This is a genomic window from Pantoea sp. S61, assembly GCF_016625145.1.
Lineage (GTDB): Bacteria > Pseudomonadota > Gammaproteobacteria > Enterobacterales > Enterobacteriaceae > Pantoea > Pantoea rwandensis_B.
In genome coordinates, this window is sequence record NZ_JACVUO010000010.1 from 1 (window position 1) to 14,480 (window position 14,480).

Annotated in this window: 12 protein-coding genes; 7 read left to right on the plus strand and 5 right to left on the minus strand. The window is 49.9% G+C overall.

The window, feature by feature from the left end; translation table 11 throughout:
• Positions 1-334: 334 nt before the first annotated feature.
• The 3 genes from IAE30_RS17965 to IAE30_RS17975 all read right to left on the minus strand — a co-directional run bounded on the left by IAE30_RS17965 (position 335) and on the right by IAE30_RS17975 (position 5,598).
• Positions 335-1,306: a ParB family protein gene (locus tag IAE30_RS17965; protein WP_200680524.1), complete on the minus strand. Its 972-nt coding sequence runs from the start codon at positions 1,304-1,306 to the stop codon at positions 335-337.
• A gap of 7 nt (positions 1,307-1,313) precedes the next feature.
• Positions 1,314-2,513, minus strand: coding sequence for an AAA family ATPase (locus tag IAE30_RS17970; protein WP_058960453.1), 1,200 nt, complete (start codon positions 2,511-2,513; stop codon positions 1,314-1,316).
• A 2,155-nt stretch (positions 2,514-4,668) separates the two neighbouring features.
• Positions 4,669-5,598: a RepB family plasmid replication initiator protein gene (locus IAE30_RS17975; RefSeq protein ID WP_034822338.1), complete on the minus strand. Its 930-nt coding sequence runs from the start codon at positions 5,596-5,598 to the stop codon at positions 4,669-4,671.
• 480 nt (positions 5,599-6,078) lie between these two features.
• Here IAE30_RS17975 and IAE30_RS17980 point away from each other — a divergent pair, with 480 nt between their 5' ends.
• The 4 genes from IAE30_RS17980 (at position 6,079) to IAE30_RS17995 (ending at position 10,908) form a co-directional block, all read left to right on the plus strand.
• Entirely contained in the window at positions 6,079-7,455 is a 1,377-nt protein-coding gene (locus IAE30_RS17980) for an aldehyde dehydrogenase family protein (protein WP_045831931.1), read from the plus strand.
• A 171-nt stretch (positions 7,456-7,626) separates the two neighbouring features.
• Positions 7,627-8,901 carry a nucleoside permease gene (locus IAE30_RS17985; RefSeq protein WP_045816791.1) on the plus strand — a complete coding sequence of 425 codons (1,275 nt, stop codon included), beginning with the start codon at positions 7,627-7,629 and terminating at the stop codon, positions 8,899-8,901.
• A gap of 11 nt (positions 8,902-8,912) precedes the next feature.
• Positions 8,913-9,944: an ADP-ribosylglycohydrolase family protein gene (locus tag IAE30_RS17990; RefSeq protein WP_200680693.1), complete on the plus strand. Its 1,032-nt coding sequence runs from the start codon at positions 8,913-8,915 to the stop codon at positions 9,942-9,944.
• Positions 9,928-10,908, plus strand: a complete 981-nt coding sequence (locus IAE30_RS17995) for a PfkB family carbohydrate kinase (RefSeq protein WP_200680525.1) — start codon at positions 9,928-9,930, stop codon at positions 10,906-10,908. Before IAE30_RS17990 ends, IAE30_RS17995 begins: the two co-directional genes overlap by 17 nt.
• On the opposite strand, the gene IAE30_RS18000 is transcribed toward IAE30_RS17995, so the two are convergent.
• Complete coding sequence (locus IAE30_RS18000) at positions 10,895-11,635, minus strand: GntR family transcriptional regulator (protein ID WP_200536956.1); 741 nt, start codon at positions 11,633-11,635, stop codon at positions 10,895-10,897. The genes IAE30_RS17995 and IAE30_RS18000 overlap by 14 nt on opposite strands.
• Positions 11,636-11,833: 198 nt before the next feature.
• Between IAE30_RS18000 and IAE30_RS18005 the strand changes: the two genes are divergently transcribed.
• Both IAE30_RS18005 and IAE30_RS18010 read left to right on the plus strand, forming a co-directional pair.
• Complete coding sequence (locus IAE30_RS18005; protein WP_045816787.1) at positions 11,834-12,223, plus strand: type II toxin-antitoxin system RelE/ParE family toxin; 390 nt, start codon at positions 11,834-11,836, stop codon at positions 12,221-12,223.
• Complete coding sequence (locus IAE30_RS18010) at positions 12,216-12,533, plus strand: DNA-binding transcriptional regulator (protein ID WP_045831927.1); 318 nt, start codon at positions 12,216-12,218, stop codon at positions 12,531-12,533. Before IAE30_RS18005 ends, IAE30_RS18010 begins: the two co-directional genes overlap by 8 nt.
• A 42-nt stretch (positions 12,534-12,575) precedes the next feature.
• Here IAE30_RS18010 and IAE30_RS18015 read toward each other — a convergent pair whose 3' ends face one another.
• Positions 12,576-12,761 (minus strand): tautomerase family protein, encoded by a 186-nt coding sequence (locus IAE30_RS18015; RefSeq protein ID WP_034822328.1) that lies wholly within the window; start codon positions 12,759-12,761, stop codon positions 12,576-12,578.
• Positions 12,762-12,951: 190 nt separating this feature from the next.
• Between IAE30_RS18015 and IAE30_RS18020 the strand changes: the two genes are divergently transcribed.
• On the plus strand, positions 12,952-14,478 hold the full coding sequence (locus IAE30_RS18020) for an ABC transporter substrate-binding protein (protein ID WP_200680526.1): 1,527 nt from the start codon (positions 12,952-12,954) through the stop codon (positions 14,476-14,478).
• Positions 14,479-14,480 lie beyond the last annotated feature (2 nt).

The window sequence follows — 14,480 nt, forward strand, 5'->3', positions numbered from 1 at the left end:
TCAGCCTGAAATTTCTACATAGGTTAGATATTTTTCATACAGTTAGCGATGAAATTGAGATGGCGAATGAAGAGAATTTCAGGGCATCCGCAATCTTATTTCCTCCCCTGGGTAGCCTTTGTTGATTTCCTATCCAGCTGGTTATTTTGCCTTCACCATAGATTCACTAAACTCTGTAGCGCAAGAATTTTACGCATATATACGGTGAAAAAGTTGGCGATTTCAGCCTGAAATTTCTACATAGGTTAGATATTTTTCATACAGTTAGCGATGGAATAGCACTGGCGAAAAGCTGAAATTCAAGCAAAAAAAACCGCCCGAAGGCGGCATTTCGCTACTGATTGAGATATTTATTGAGTGTCTCGTTTATCACCCGATCCAACTCATCTTGTAACTCTTTCGACTGACGATTGAATTCGTAGCTGAACATACGACCGCGCGTCTTCTTACGGGCATAGCGATCTTTATCAGCAAACGTCCAGAGAGGAGTGGCGACCGCTTTGTCCTTTGTTGGCGACTGGATCAGCGTTTGGCTACCATTACGCACCAGACGCAGAATCCCATTTTTTACTTCATCTTCAGCCAGACCATCACGTGCGCAGACCGTATCAACATCCATGCCAATGGTATCAATTAACGCTTCAACCGACTGACCAATCTCCTGAAGCTTCTCATACGCCTGCAGCAGCGTTTTGTAATCCGGGTAGGTTAACTCGGAATGATTTGGGAACAGGGTAACCAACTCTAGTGGTACGCTCGCGGCCTGCAGCGCACGCGTAACTTTTGCCTGCGAAAGACCTTCGCTTTGAGCAATCTCTTTCTGTGACAGGCCACTCTCTTTTAATGACAGCAGGCGCATCCCCACTTCACGCAGGTTATGTTCGCGTGCGGTTTGAATATCCTGCGCCAGACGACGTGCTTCATCTGCCGTGATGGCAACCTCAGTGACCAGCACATCCAGCCCGGTTTTGCAGTGCAGAGCAGCGGCACGGCGGCGGGAACCATCCAAAATTTCGATGCGGTCGCCACGCTTCACACCAATAGCAGGGAAGAACTGCTGTAATTTAATGGTGCGGATAATGTCGCGCAGCGATTCAGGCGTCAGGCCTGACTGATCGCGACCGTTAGTCTCCATTACCACATAGGTTTTTTCTTCAATTTCCTTTGCAGTAATGTGTTCAAGCGTGAACAGGGCACGTTTACCGGTCGAAAGGATAAAGGTTTGAGAATGTCCATCTGAGGCATCCTCAGTCTGCAAAGGTGTCTGGCTGAAGGTACGGCCAATCGTGATTCGTTTTGCGCTCATAGTAACCTCAGTTCAGGCGAATAAATTCAATGCGGTCAAATACGGCTTTAGCGAAATCTTCCGCTGCCGAACGCGCATTCTTCAAGGCTTCGGTGCTGCCCACATAGGTCGATGGGTTCGCAGAGATCACCGTATCAAACGACTCACCACAACGCTCAAAACCGTCCAGACGTGGTAAAGCAGCATCCAGCATGTCGCCACCAAAGATCTCTTTCGCCAGGCTGTGACACAGCTTGTGGTCCGCTTTATTCGATAGCTTGGACATAAAGCCGATGTTGCCTTGCAAGCGGCAGGATGCGCCTGATTCCTCGATAATGCCAATCAGTTCCGGCAGGCGCGTCAGATACTTCAACGTCGAGTGGAAATCAACTTGTGCTGGTGGAACTGGCGTCATCAGTAAATCAGACGCGGCGATGGCGTTCTTTAAGAAGGCATCCAGATGTGGGCCACTGTCGATGAAAATGAAGTCATAGTCTTTCTTCAGTTTTGCTACGACGTTGTCATACAGAACCGCATGCACATTCTGCGTAGGCAGATGCTCAGCACACAGTTCTTCCCAACGTGATGCAATAAAGGCGTCGTCAATGGAGGCCGGCAATACGTCAACTCCAGGAATAATCGATGGCACGATGAATTCGTTAAGTAACTCTTCGCGGCCCACGTTTTGCAGCATCGCTTGCGCAGCTGTGGCTTCTACCAGTCCGACCGAACGCTCATGATTGAGGAACATGGTGGCAGAGGATTGCGGATCGAGGTCGATAACCAGAATGCGCAGGTCTTCATACAACAGATGCGGGTGCGCACGCAGCGCATGGGCCAGTGAGACCGTTGATACAGTTTTCGATACGCCACCTTTGAGATTACCAACAAACAGCGTGAATGCCTCTGCGTGACGATCGCGATACTTTGGCACACCACGGTGATGGTAGATATCAATGATGTTTTGGATGGACATTGCGTATTTGGTAGAGCTGCCCGCCGCACGTTTATCGAATGGATAGCCGTTCTCTTCCATTTCATTTACAGCGTAATCAACGCTCGCACGCGTTAATTTAGGGAGTTTGGCTAACGCCGCTTTGGCGTAAACCTGATAAAAAGTGTTTTCCTGCAACTCTTCTTTCTGCGCCTGAATCTGTTCCGTCAGGCTCATTAGCATTTTTTCTGAACGTTGTGCGACTTTCAGAACTTGCTTCTCATCGTTAGCCATACTTGCTCCACACATGTAGGATTTATGACTTTATACCGAAATCCTGCACATGAGGCAAATCTATCTCATCTAATGCGAAACATTTAGCGCTGCGAAAATACCTTGAGTAAGAGGGCGTTAGTGCAAACATTCACTGTAACCAGCGGAGATGTTTTAATCAGCTCGGAATAATGGATGAAAGTGTGAGCAACGCCGCATTCGCGAATTTGCTCCAGCATTCACTGTAATCAGTAATTTGATCGTCCGTTGCACGAGCTTTGCGGGCAGGGTGTTACGGCTGAAATCTCAGCCTGCATTCACTATATTCGGCATAACATTCACTGTAATCAGCAAACATTCACTGTAAGTGGGAATAGGTTCACTGTAATCAGTACACATCTGCGCTACGTTCACTGTATTCAGTAATATTGATTTTTCACGCTGAGCCTTTGAAAGCCTGGGTTACCCATGACGAAATCGGCTGTGGACGTTTTCGGTAGGTGGAGACGCCACAGTCCCAACATAAGCATTCACTATAATCAGTAGACTGCATGTAGAGAGCATTAATTTGCCCCTAGTGTTCACTGTAATCAGTAATCGACAGTTCGTATGGCTAGCTGGCATTCACTGTAATCAGCAATTTGTCTAAGCCACATTCAAACGTTCACTGTAATCAGTAACCCAAATCGCTCTCTCAGCGGAGCGTTCACTATAATCAGCAATTTTGTCTTAAATGGACTCGCCATAATCGGCCGAAAGGGAAGGGCATAAGTGAGAACGTTCACTGTAATCAGTAAAGGAGTCAGGAGTCAGGAGTCAGGAGTCAGGAGTCAGGAGTCAGGAGTCAGGGATGTAAATACGGGCTGGAATGACTGCCAACATTCACTGTAATCAGTAACCCAATTTGCGTTTTTAGTTGTGATTTGTGGTTTGCGAATGTGGGTTTGCTGTTTGTGAGTGAGTGAGTGAGTGAGTGAGTGAGTGAGTGAGTGAGTGACGCTAAATCATCAGTGGCTTATGACTACCTGTACGTGAGTGAAAACGGGTAGATGCTCAGCGTTCAGCCATGGCAAGTGCGCGATAGCGGGTAAGCAGTAACTGGCGAGTTCTGGCGGGTACCCATGGTCTACAGGCGATATTGAAGAATCTTCGAAAACCAATGGCCAGAGCAAGAACGACTGGAGAGGCGTGCTCGGTGATATATGGCCAATGGCAAATGACCGATTAGAGATAAGAAGAGAGAAGAGAGAAGAGAGAAGAGAGAAGAGAGAAGACCATTTTAGCTACTCTTACTGGTGGAGTGTCAGGTTTGAACGGAGGCTATTACATGTTCCGCTGCCGACTCAACCCTAAACGCAATGTTTGTCTTTGAACTCCAACGTTCACTGTAATCAGCAAAGCAGGTGAAGGCCGTTCTCCTGAAACCCCCGAATCCTGAGTCGGGACATTCACTGTAATCAGTAACTGCTGCTCGCTGGCAAAGTCATTTACGTTCACTGTAATCAGTAATGCGATCCTCAGTGACCACAACGATCAGGCAGAAAATGTATCGGAAGAGGGAAGGGCTGCTGAGCATTCACTGTAATCAGTGACAGCGTGACGCGCACGATTGAGGCCTCAAATCCATCCCCCAACCGCACTGGCCTAACGTTCACTGCAATCTGCAATAAAGGGAAAAATTTACTGTAATCAGTGAAGGTGACCAACCCTGTCACTTTTACTGTTTATTTGTACAGACAATATGCTGATTACAGTGAACGAATGCCGATCATTAAATATTAACTATAATATTCAGATGGTTATATTAAATCATTCACTATAATCTGTTTTCACCGCATCACCACCATTCACTGTAATCAGCATCCAAATGCGCTATGGCTAATGTTCACTGTAATCAGCAAACCGACTGCAAAAGAGGGCGTGCGAGTGTTAAATACCCACCTGGTAAGTACTCACTATCATATTTAAGCCCAATAAATCGTCGAATCTGATAACACCCTAAGTGGATGCAAGACTAACGTGTCGCTGAATACTGTTTACAGTGAACGTTACTGATTACAGTGAATGCATGATGGGATGCAGATTACAGTGAACAGTGCGGAGGAGAAGTGTGTCACTTTTGGCGATTAAGTGACACACTCAAGTGAAGGGGACTGATTACAGTGAACGTGAAAAATCAGTCTTCAAACTCAATATCATCGAGGGAATCAATGCTCTCAAGATTGCTGATACCGTCCAGCTTCGGCGTTCTGCTATGGATAATAAAGAACACAGAACGTCCACGCTTCACCTCTGAATAGTCGAGGTAGCCAATCTCCTTTAGCTGCTCCATCGCGCGTCGGACTACGTGGTTTTGCGTGGTCGTCTTAGAGCCTAAGTTTAAACGCATGCGCAGACGCGCCAGCGATATAGGTGCAGGATTGGTTGGCAGGCTTTCCAGGTAGGTATATAACGCCTGAGCCGATTCCTTACGTTTGAGCCGTGAAATAGCACGCAGCTGCAGCAAGACTTTATGGTCAAAGTTATACAGCTCAAACAGTTTAGGATCGGCTTGAATGCGCACCAGATCCTTTTCACGATCGTAATACGCCGACTGCACAAGGTGGGTATGATACGCTTTGCCATTACCTTCAAAGGACAACGTATTGGTTGCGATGCGTCTTAAAGAGGCATCTAAACGCTTACGTAAGGCCGCTGACGAGTTTGCCGATGGGATCCCGCACATTTTCACGAAATCAATAAACGGCAGCGTCACGGTGTCGCCCTTTGAGGGATAACGCGAGAAAGACTGAATGATGCCAGCCCAGGTTTTGAAATCATTATCCATGTCCAGCCTTGCGCCAGTAATGGTAATCTTTTCATAGCCTTCCGCTTTAACTAACGAAAGGTTCTTGAGCTCTTTAGTGGCGTCCGTTGAAGCCATCGCGCCCGATTTACCACGCGCAGTAGACTTTAGTGTCGGAACGAACAGACCCAGGCGCATCAACGCGACCGGTTGTACGGTGTTATTTTTATTAGGATGAAGCTGGATAACCTCACCGCTGTTTTTTGTCACCGACAGAAAAGGTTCTAGTAACGCCTTGTTTTCACTCTCTTTATCTGCCATAGCCTGAGATCTTCATTCTGTGGATGAAAAGGATCGATTTCTGATTACAGTGAACATTAACACTGTTTATAGTGAACATTCTACAGTCTATAGTGAATATTATGCTGATTGTAGTGAACGTTTTTCTGATTATAGTGAACGCGATCACCTTCTCAGGCCTTGTGGGGTGCGGCTTGCAGCGATCGGGGATCTCTTAGGATCTCTTTAAGATCTCTCTATGATCTTTCTTTTAGATCTATTCACTGTATAACTGCATAACCCTATGAAGAATCAGCTTCTACCCTCAAAAACTGTCAGAATATGCAGGTCAGTAAGATTGATCCCACCAATGGCGAAAAAACATTAATTCCTTGCGAAGAAGATCCGTGACTTTCATCAGAAGAGAACAACTTCCTCATTATTATTCATTTTTCATCAACCTTCACCGAGCGTAAGGTGAAACTCATATTCATCCCCTACAACTCATGACGAAGGCATCTTATGACTGACAACGTTATTTCACGTAACCCAACCACTGGCGAAATCATCGCATCCTATCCATTGCAGAATGCCGCTGAGCTCGAAGCTGCGTTACAGAGTAGCGCCGATGCATTCGCACAATGGCGAGCCACCAGCATGGCGCAGCGCGTCATCGTATTACGCCAGTTAGCAGAACAGATCCGCCAGCGTCAGGATCAGCTCGCCACCATGGCAACCCTGGAGATGGGTAAACCCATTGCACAGGCTCGTGCTGAAGTCCTTAAATGCGCAAATCTTTGTGACTGGTACGCTGAGCAGGGCCCAGCCATGTTGGCAGACAAGCCCACGCTGGTGGAAAATCAGCAAGCCTGGCAATCGTTTCGTCCATTAGGCGTGATTCTTGCGGTAATGCCGTGGAACTTCCCTTACTGGCAGGTGCTGCGCGGTGCAGTTAGCATGTTACTGGCAGGCAACACATATGTGCTCAAACACGCGCCAAGCGTAATGGGTTCAGCCAATCTGATGACAGAGCTGTTTGATGCAACCGATCTGCCAAAAGGTGGCTTCACTGTGATTAACGTCGATAACGATGGCGTTTCGGCTGCAATTAAAGATCCGCGTATTGCGGCTGTTGCGGTGACAGGAAGTGTGCGGGCTGGCGGTGCTATAGCAGCACAAGCCGGTGCGGTATTGAAAAAAACCGTGCTGGAACTCGGCGGCGCAGATCCTTTTATTGTTCTGGCAGATGCCGATCTGGATGCAGCAGTAGCTTCAGCGGTCACTGGGCGCTACCAGAACACCGGACAGGTCTGTATGGCTGCCAAACGGTTCATCATTGAAGAAAGTGTCGCAGAAGCGTTTGAGGCGCGTTTTAGCGCTGCTGTGCAAGCATTAAAGATCGGTGATCCTCTGAGCGAAGAAACTTATATCGGTCCAATGGCGCGATATGACCTGCGTGATGAATTGGATCAGCAAGTACAGCAGACCCTGAAGCAGGGAGCTCGCCTGGTCATCGGTGGCCACAAGATCGATGGTGTCGGTAACTACTATGCCCCAACGATCCTTGCTGACGTGACACCAGACATGACCGCTTTCCAGCAGGAGATCTTTGGCCCCGTGGCAGCGATTACCGTGGCACGTAATGCACAGCATGCTTTAGAGCTGGCGAATAACAGCGAATTTGGTTTGAGCGCTACCGTGTGGAGCGGTAACGAAGCGATAGCCAATGAGCTGGCAGAGAAGCTAGAAACGGGCGCAGTCTTTATCAATGGCAACGGTGCTTCCGACCCTCGCGTGGCTATTGGTGGCGTGAAGAAGAGCGGATACGGTCGCGAGCTTTCCAGCTTTGGTGTCCATGAGTTCTGCAATATTCAGACTGTCTGGAAAAACCGTCGTTAAAGATTTCAGGGCGTGCAGTGCACGCCCTTATACCTCGCACTCACTCTCGTCCCACTGTTAATTCCCCGTTAAAATTGTTGTGGAGTAGTTCAAAGAATCCGCTAATGGTATTACAAAGGTATTGTTAGTGGTGTTAGATTGGCCTCACCTACACCGGGGAGTCCTTTTTAAATGAAAACAACAATCCCAAAATTATCCTTCATGATGTTTCTTGAGTGGTTTATCTGGGGCGCATGGTTTGTGCCGCTCTGGGCTTTTCTCAGCAAAAATGGTTTTTCGCCCGTTGAGATTGCCTGGTGCTATGCCTGCACGTCGATAGCCGCCATCCTGTCGCCGATCCTCGTTGGATCTTTGGCAGACCGCTTCTTCCAGGCACAAAAGGTATTGTCGCTGCTGATGATCGTCGGTTCCATTCTGATGTATTTTGCGGCACAGCAGACGCACTTCAGTGGTTTCTTCCCACTGCTGTTGTTGTATGCGCTCACCTACATGCCAACCATTGCGCTAACGAACAGCATTGCCTTTTCGCATGTTGGCGATGTTGAACGTGATTATCCACGCGTGCGCGTGATGGGTACTTTAGGCTGGATTGCGTCAGGGATCGCCTGCGGTTTCTTGCCACCGTTGATGGGCTTTGGCGACATTTCAGCAAGTAATGTCCCGCTACTAATCACAGCTGCCAGTTCACTGGTGCTGGGGATCTTTTCGCTGATGCTGCCAGCCACTGAGCCGAAGAGCACTGGGAAATTCAGTCTGCGTGTGGCGCTGGGGCTGGATGCACTGCATCTCCTGAAAGATCGCAGTTTCCTGGTGTTCTTTGTTTGTTCCTTCCTGTTCAGTATGCCGCTGGCGTTTTACTACATCTTTGCCGAAGGCTATCTGACGGAAGTGGGCCTGCCGCACGCCACCGGTTGGATGACGCTGGGACAGGTATCGGAAATCTTCTTCCTGTTGGCATTGCCGTTCTTTATCAAGCGTTTTGGTATCGGCAAGGTGTTGCTGCTTGGCTTAACCACCGCAGCGTTGCGCTACATATTCTTCGTGTTCGGCGGAGATCAAAATGCCCTGACGATTGGCCTGTTGTTTATGGGCATCCTGCTGCACGGCGTCAGCTATGACTTCTACTTCATCACCGCTTATATCTACGTTGACAAAAAAGCACCGGTCGCGATGCGCAACGCGGCGCAGGGCCTGATCACGCTCGCATGCCAGGGTATTGGCAGCTTACTGGGCTATCGTCTCGGCGGATATTTGATGCAGGAGATGTTCGCTTACGACCAGCCACGCAATGGCCAGACGTTCAACTGGGCGGGCATGTGGATGTTCGGCAGCGTGATGATCATCATTATCACTATCGCCTTCATCGTGCTGTTCCGCGATGGCAAAAAACGCAGTGAAGAATTAACCGCTTTCGAGCAATCAGCCACCGCTGATAGCCATAAATAAGAGATGTAATGATGACAATGACACTCCAGGAAAAACGGATTTTAGGCGCTTTTTATGGTCAGGCTCTGGGCGATGCGATGGGTATGCCATCGGAATTGTGGCCGCGCAGTCGCGTTAAGCAGCATTTTGGTTGGATTGATGGTTTTCTGCCGGGACCTGCCGAAAACAATGCGGCCTGCTATTTTGGCCGCGCAGCATTTACTGACGATACGTCGATGGCGCTGGCGCTGGCCGATGCGATAGTGACCCATGATGGCGATATAAACGCCGAGACTATTGGAGCCAATATCCTGCGTTGGGCGGAGGAGTTTGATGCCTTTAACAAAAACGTGTTAGGACCCACATCAAAGATAGCCCTGAATGCACTGAAAATGGGAACGCCAGTGACGCAACTGGATAACAACGGCATGACCAATGGTGCGGCAATGCGCGTTTCGCCACTCGGTTGTCTTTTGCCAGCCAAAGATCTGGACGCTTTTATTGACGCTGTCGCACTGGCTTCCAGTCCCACTCACAAATCTGATGTCGCTATCGCGGGGGCTACGGTGATTGCCTGGGCCGTCTCACGTGCCATTGACGGAGCAAGCTGGACATCCATCCGCGATGAGCTGCCTGCGATTGCACGCGCTGCGCAGGAAAAACACGTCACGACCTTCAGCGCTTCCATGGCCGCGCGTGTTGAGTTGGGATTGAGCGTTGTGGCACAGGGCAGAGGTGTGGAATCAACAATGCAGCAGATTTACGATCTGGTCGGCACCGGTACTGCCACTATCGAATCGGTTCCTGCCGCTATTGCAATGGTCGAGCTAGCCAACACCGATCCGAATCGCTGCGCCATTCTGTGTGCCAATCTGGGGGGCGATACCGATACTATCGGCGCGATGGCTGTCGCCATTTGCGGTGCGCTGCATGGCATTGATGGGATTGATTCACAGCTCAAAGCGGAGCTGGATGCTGCCAACGCGCTGGATTTCACGCGCTACAGCAGCGCTTTTGTGCGGTTTCGTCAGCAGCGTGAGGCCGCTTATGCTGACGCCAGATGACCTGAATTGGTTGGAAGGCCGTTTGCCCGTTTGCGTCATTGGTGCAGCTGTGGTCGATGTGATTGCCGATGCGTATTCATTACCGCATCGGGGAAGTGACATTGAACTCCACCAGCAGGGCGTGAATGTGGGCGGATGTGCGTTGAATGTGGCGATCGCGTTGCATCGATTGGGCATTCCTTCCATCAATGCGCTGCCACTGGGTAACGGTATTTGGGCCAATATTGTGCGGCAGAAGCTGACGGAATATGGCATTACCAGCGTGCTGGAAACCAGTAAAGGAGATAATGGCTGGTGTCTGGCACTGGTGGAACCAGACGGCGAGCGCACGTTTCTGTCGGTTAGCGGTGTCGAAAATCTGTGGGATGCCGAACTGCTGGGCACATTGCCACAACCTGCACACCGTTGGATCTACCTTTCTGGCTATCAACTCACCAGCAAAAGCGGCGATGTGCTGATTGAGTGGCTTGAGCAGCAGGCGCAGACTTATCAGCTGCTGGTGGATTTCGGTCCGCGTTTGGCTGATATAGGTGAGCGCCAATTTGCCCGCGTGATGGCGCTAAAACCACTGATTACAGTGAACAGACAGGAAGCGGAATTACTTTGGCAGGAGCGTTTAAATCAACATGAATCCTTTGACGCCCGCCAGTTAATGACGCAATGGCAACAACGCTTTGGATCGCCGCTGGTGGTGCGTTTGGACAGTGAGGGCGCAGGTTATGTTGATGCGGACTCTCAGTGCTGGATCCCTGCTCTGGCGACGAAAGTGGTTGACACGATTGGCGCCGGTGACAGCCATGCGGGGGGACTTTTAGCGGGGCTCGCTTCAGGTTGGTCGCTGGCCGAGAGCGTGGCGTTGGGCAATGTTGTTGCGTCTTATGTGGTGTCGCAACGTGGAGGCGATTGCGCACCGGAACGCGCCACGTTGCAGGTCTATTGGCAGCAAAGGCTCATTCAGCAATAAAGACGTACATATCGCTGCGACAGTAGCTGATGCTGTACTCCAGCGGATTGCCTTGAGCGTCAAGTGCCAGCTGTTTGATCACCAGCACAGGGACATTGGCGGGCAGGGCAATCTGCTGCTGGAGCGCCTCATCAGGCATGCGGGCACTCACTCTACTTTGCGACTTAACGGGTAAAATCTGATGCTTGTTAAAGTAATCATACAAAGAAATCCCAATATCATCGGCATCCGCAATAAAGCGTGCCGGCACCCAGGATTCTTCCACGGAGACCGCTTGCTGGTCGACATAACGAATACGCTTGAGCAAGTAGACCTCGCTATCTTTACTTAATCCCAGTTTTTCACCGATCTCCGCGCTGCAAAGAATTTTGCTCTTATTAATCCACACCGTATCCGGCTTTTTACCGCGTAAAACGGCCTGCTGTGACAAACCTTTGGGCTCTTTCAGCGAATACTCAAACTGGCTACAAATCTGTGTACCGTAACCGCGTGAACGGAATACCACTCCCTCTTTTTCCAGCTCATCCATTGCTTTACGCACCGTAATGCGCGAGATGCCAAGCAACTGGCTGAAATCTCGTTCACTGGGCAGGATCTCTTCATGCAGCAGAATACCATCGCGCACTGCTTCTTTGATGCCGGTGGCAAAGCGTTTGTACAACGGCGTGCGGCTCTCTTCAGCCAGTGTGGTGGTAAGCCGCGAAAACAGCGGATTCTGTTCAGTCATAGCGGGCTGAGACACTCAATAGGGTTAATCAAGGGAAGATATGATACTGAATTTTGACCGTTCGCGTAGAGACTTTAACCGCATGTTATTGCGGTTATTAGCACATAGGTTCAATCAATTCTTTCGCTTATAATTTGACCTTACCCGTAACGAAGACTATAGTCTTGCTTACGGATTTTTTAAGGCAGGGAGGGGTAAATGGGCATTTACCTGACGCCAGAATTTCAGGAAGAGAGACGTCATGCACGCATCAACGATAAAATTCTGTGTAAAGCTGCTAAGTCGATTTTTGCGGGATTATATGGCGACCCATTAGGACGTTACACGTTCAAAAAACGACTTGGGTTGCCCGGCGTGGGGGCATCTGACGGCGCGCGTAGTATTGTTTTCTTCAATTATGGCAACAACATTTATTTCTTTGATATGTACTTGAAAAGTCAGTTGTCAAAGAAGAAAGGCAAAGAACTGGAAGATGATGAAATTGATGTTTATTGCCGTATCGCTCGGGATTTTATTGCGATGTCTGATGAGAAGGTCAGGGAATTGATTAAGCTGAAAGAATTAATCGAGGTAACTTGTGATGACTGATCGCTTGAAGAAACTCCATGAAATGGCGCAGCGCTACAACAAACTAGGTGTCGTTCAGGACGAGACGGTTGCTGAAATCAGTGCGGCGATCGAAGCACGTAATATCCCTCCTGTGCGCGATATGTCTGGGATTGAGATTAAAGCGGTACGCTTAAGATGGAAGATGTCGCAGGCTGCTTTAGCTATGACCACCGGCATGTCAGTTGAGAGTGTTTCAAAGTGGGAACGTAACGAAAGTAAACCCAATAAAGCGGCTTTACGTATCCTCAACACCATTGAGGATAAAGGCCCAGCGGTTTTCATCCTTTAAAACATAAAAGCCCATCCGGGCTTTTATGCATCAAATCTTCAATCACCGCTCATCAAACGGCACGCCGCCTTTGGATTTGTGATGCTTAGGCGTTTCGATGATTGAGACCGTCACCGAATTGGCATCAATCTCAAACGAGTCTGCGACTGCGGCAGTGACTGCTTTCAGCAACTTCTTCTTCTGCTCAACCGTGCGGCCTTCCGCAGCATAAACAACGATCTCTGGCATTTCTGTTTCTCCTACAGGGTTCAGATTCGGTTTCAGCATAACCCAGTCACGCCCGAGCATGCAGCGCCAATTTGTCATAAACACCCCCGCAACCGTTTATCCCTGAAGGCGATCTGTGTTTAAATGCGTATTGTTATGTTATAACGTAATTTCTCTGGGTTTTTTGTAGCGGTATTTTTCGGAAACTATAATGAAATCAATGAAAAAAATGCTGATCGCCACGGCGATCGGCCTGGCTTCGTGCGCCTCATTCGCGGCGCAGCATCACGAAAACACGGTGCGCATTGCCGCTCCGTTTGAAATTAAAGGAGCCGATCCGGCGCTTTCTGGCGACATTCTCCTGCGTATGGATGTGGTGGAAACGCTGGTGGAAGTGAACGAACGCGGTGAGCCCATCCCAGCATTAGCTAAAAGTTGGCAGGTATCGGAAGACGGTTTGCGCTGGCAATTACAGCTGCGCGAGAACGTGCATTTTCATGATGGTTCGCGACTCGATGCGGAAGTGGTGGTGAAATCACTTAACACGGCACGCAGTAAAGCGGGATTATTGGACAAGACACCGATAAGTGAGATCAGCGGGGCAGGGCAAGTGGTGACCATCACACTGCGCGAGCCTTTCACCCCGTTGCTTTCCGTTCTGGCGGAAAGCCGCTCCCAAATTTTGGCGTTATCCAGTTGGGATGCACAGGGCAACATCACACGCATCATCGGTTCTGGACCGTTTATGCTGACGGCATTTCAACCGCCGCAGTCGTTAGCGGTGCAACGTTTTGCAGGGTACTGGGGAGAGAACCCGCATATCGCCGCTGCCAGTTATCTCTCTTCTGGCCGGGCAGAAACCCGCGCGCTATTAGCAGAAAGCGGTGATGCGGATTATGTGTTCAATCTTGATGCGGCCAGCCGTCAGCGTCTGGCACGCAAGCCGACGCTGCAGCTTCCCGCCATTCCAGTGCCGCGCACGCTCATGCTGAAGCTTAATCTGGGGGATCCCCTGTTAGCGGAACAGCCGGTGCGCGAAGCGATTAGCATGGCCATTGATCGCAATGCGTTGGCGATGGCGGTGTTGCGCTATCCAGGGGCTGCCAGCCAGTTGTTCCCGCCAAACATGGGCGAATGGCATAACGCGACGCTGCAACCATTGGCCTATCAGCCCGATTTGGCCGTTACCCTGCTGCAAAAAGCCGGCTGGCAATCAGGATCAGACGGAGTGCTAACGCGCAACGGCCAGCGTTTCAGCCTGACGCTGCTGACCTTCCCGGATCGCCCTGAACTGCCGTTGATGGCAATGGTTATCCAGCAACAGCTGCGCAAAGTCGGTATTGAAGTGAAGATTAACTCAACGAATGCCAGCGAAATTCCCGCCCAGCATCACAGCGGGAAATTACAAATGGCGCTGTTCTCACGTAATTTCGCCTTGACACCCGATCCTACCGGCACCTTGCTGCAAGATTATGCCGAGAAAGGTGGCGACTGGGGGGCGATGAACTGGCATCCAACAGGATTCAGTGGCGCACTGCATACCCTGACGCAATCCACCGATGCCTCCGCGCGTGCCCAAGCTCGAACGCTCATCACTTCGGCACTGCAACAGGATCTCCCGGTGATTCCCATCGCCTGGTATCAACAATCTGCAGCGATCAACAGTCAGTTGCAAAACGTCGCGCTCGATCCGTTTGAGCGTCACTTCGGCCTGCGCCAACTGCGTTGGGAGCCGTGAGG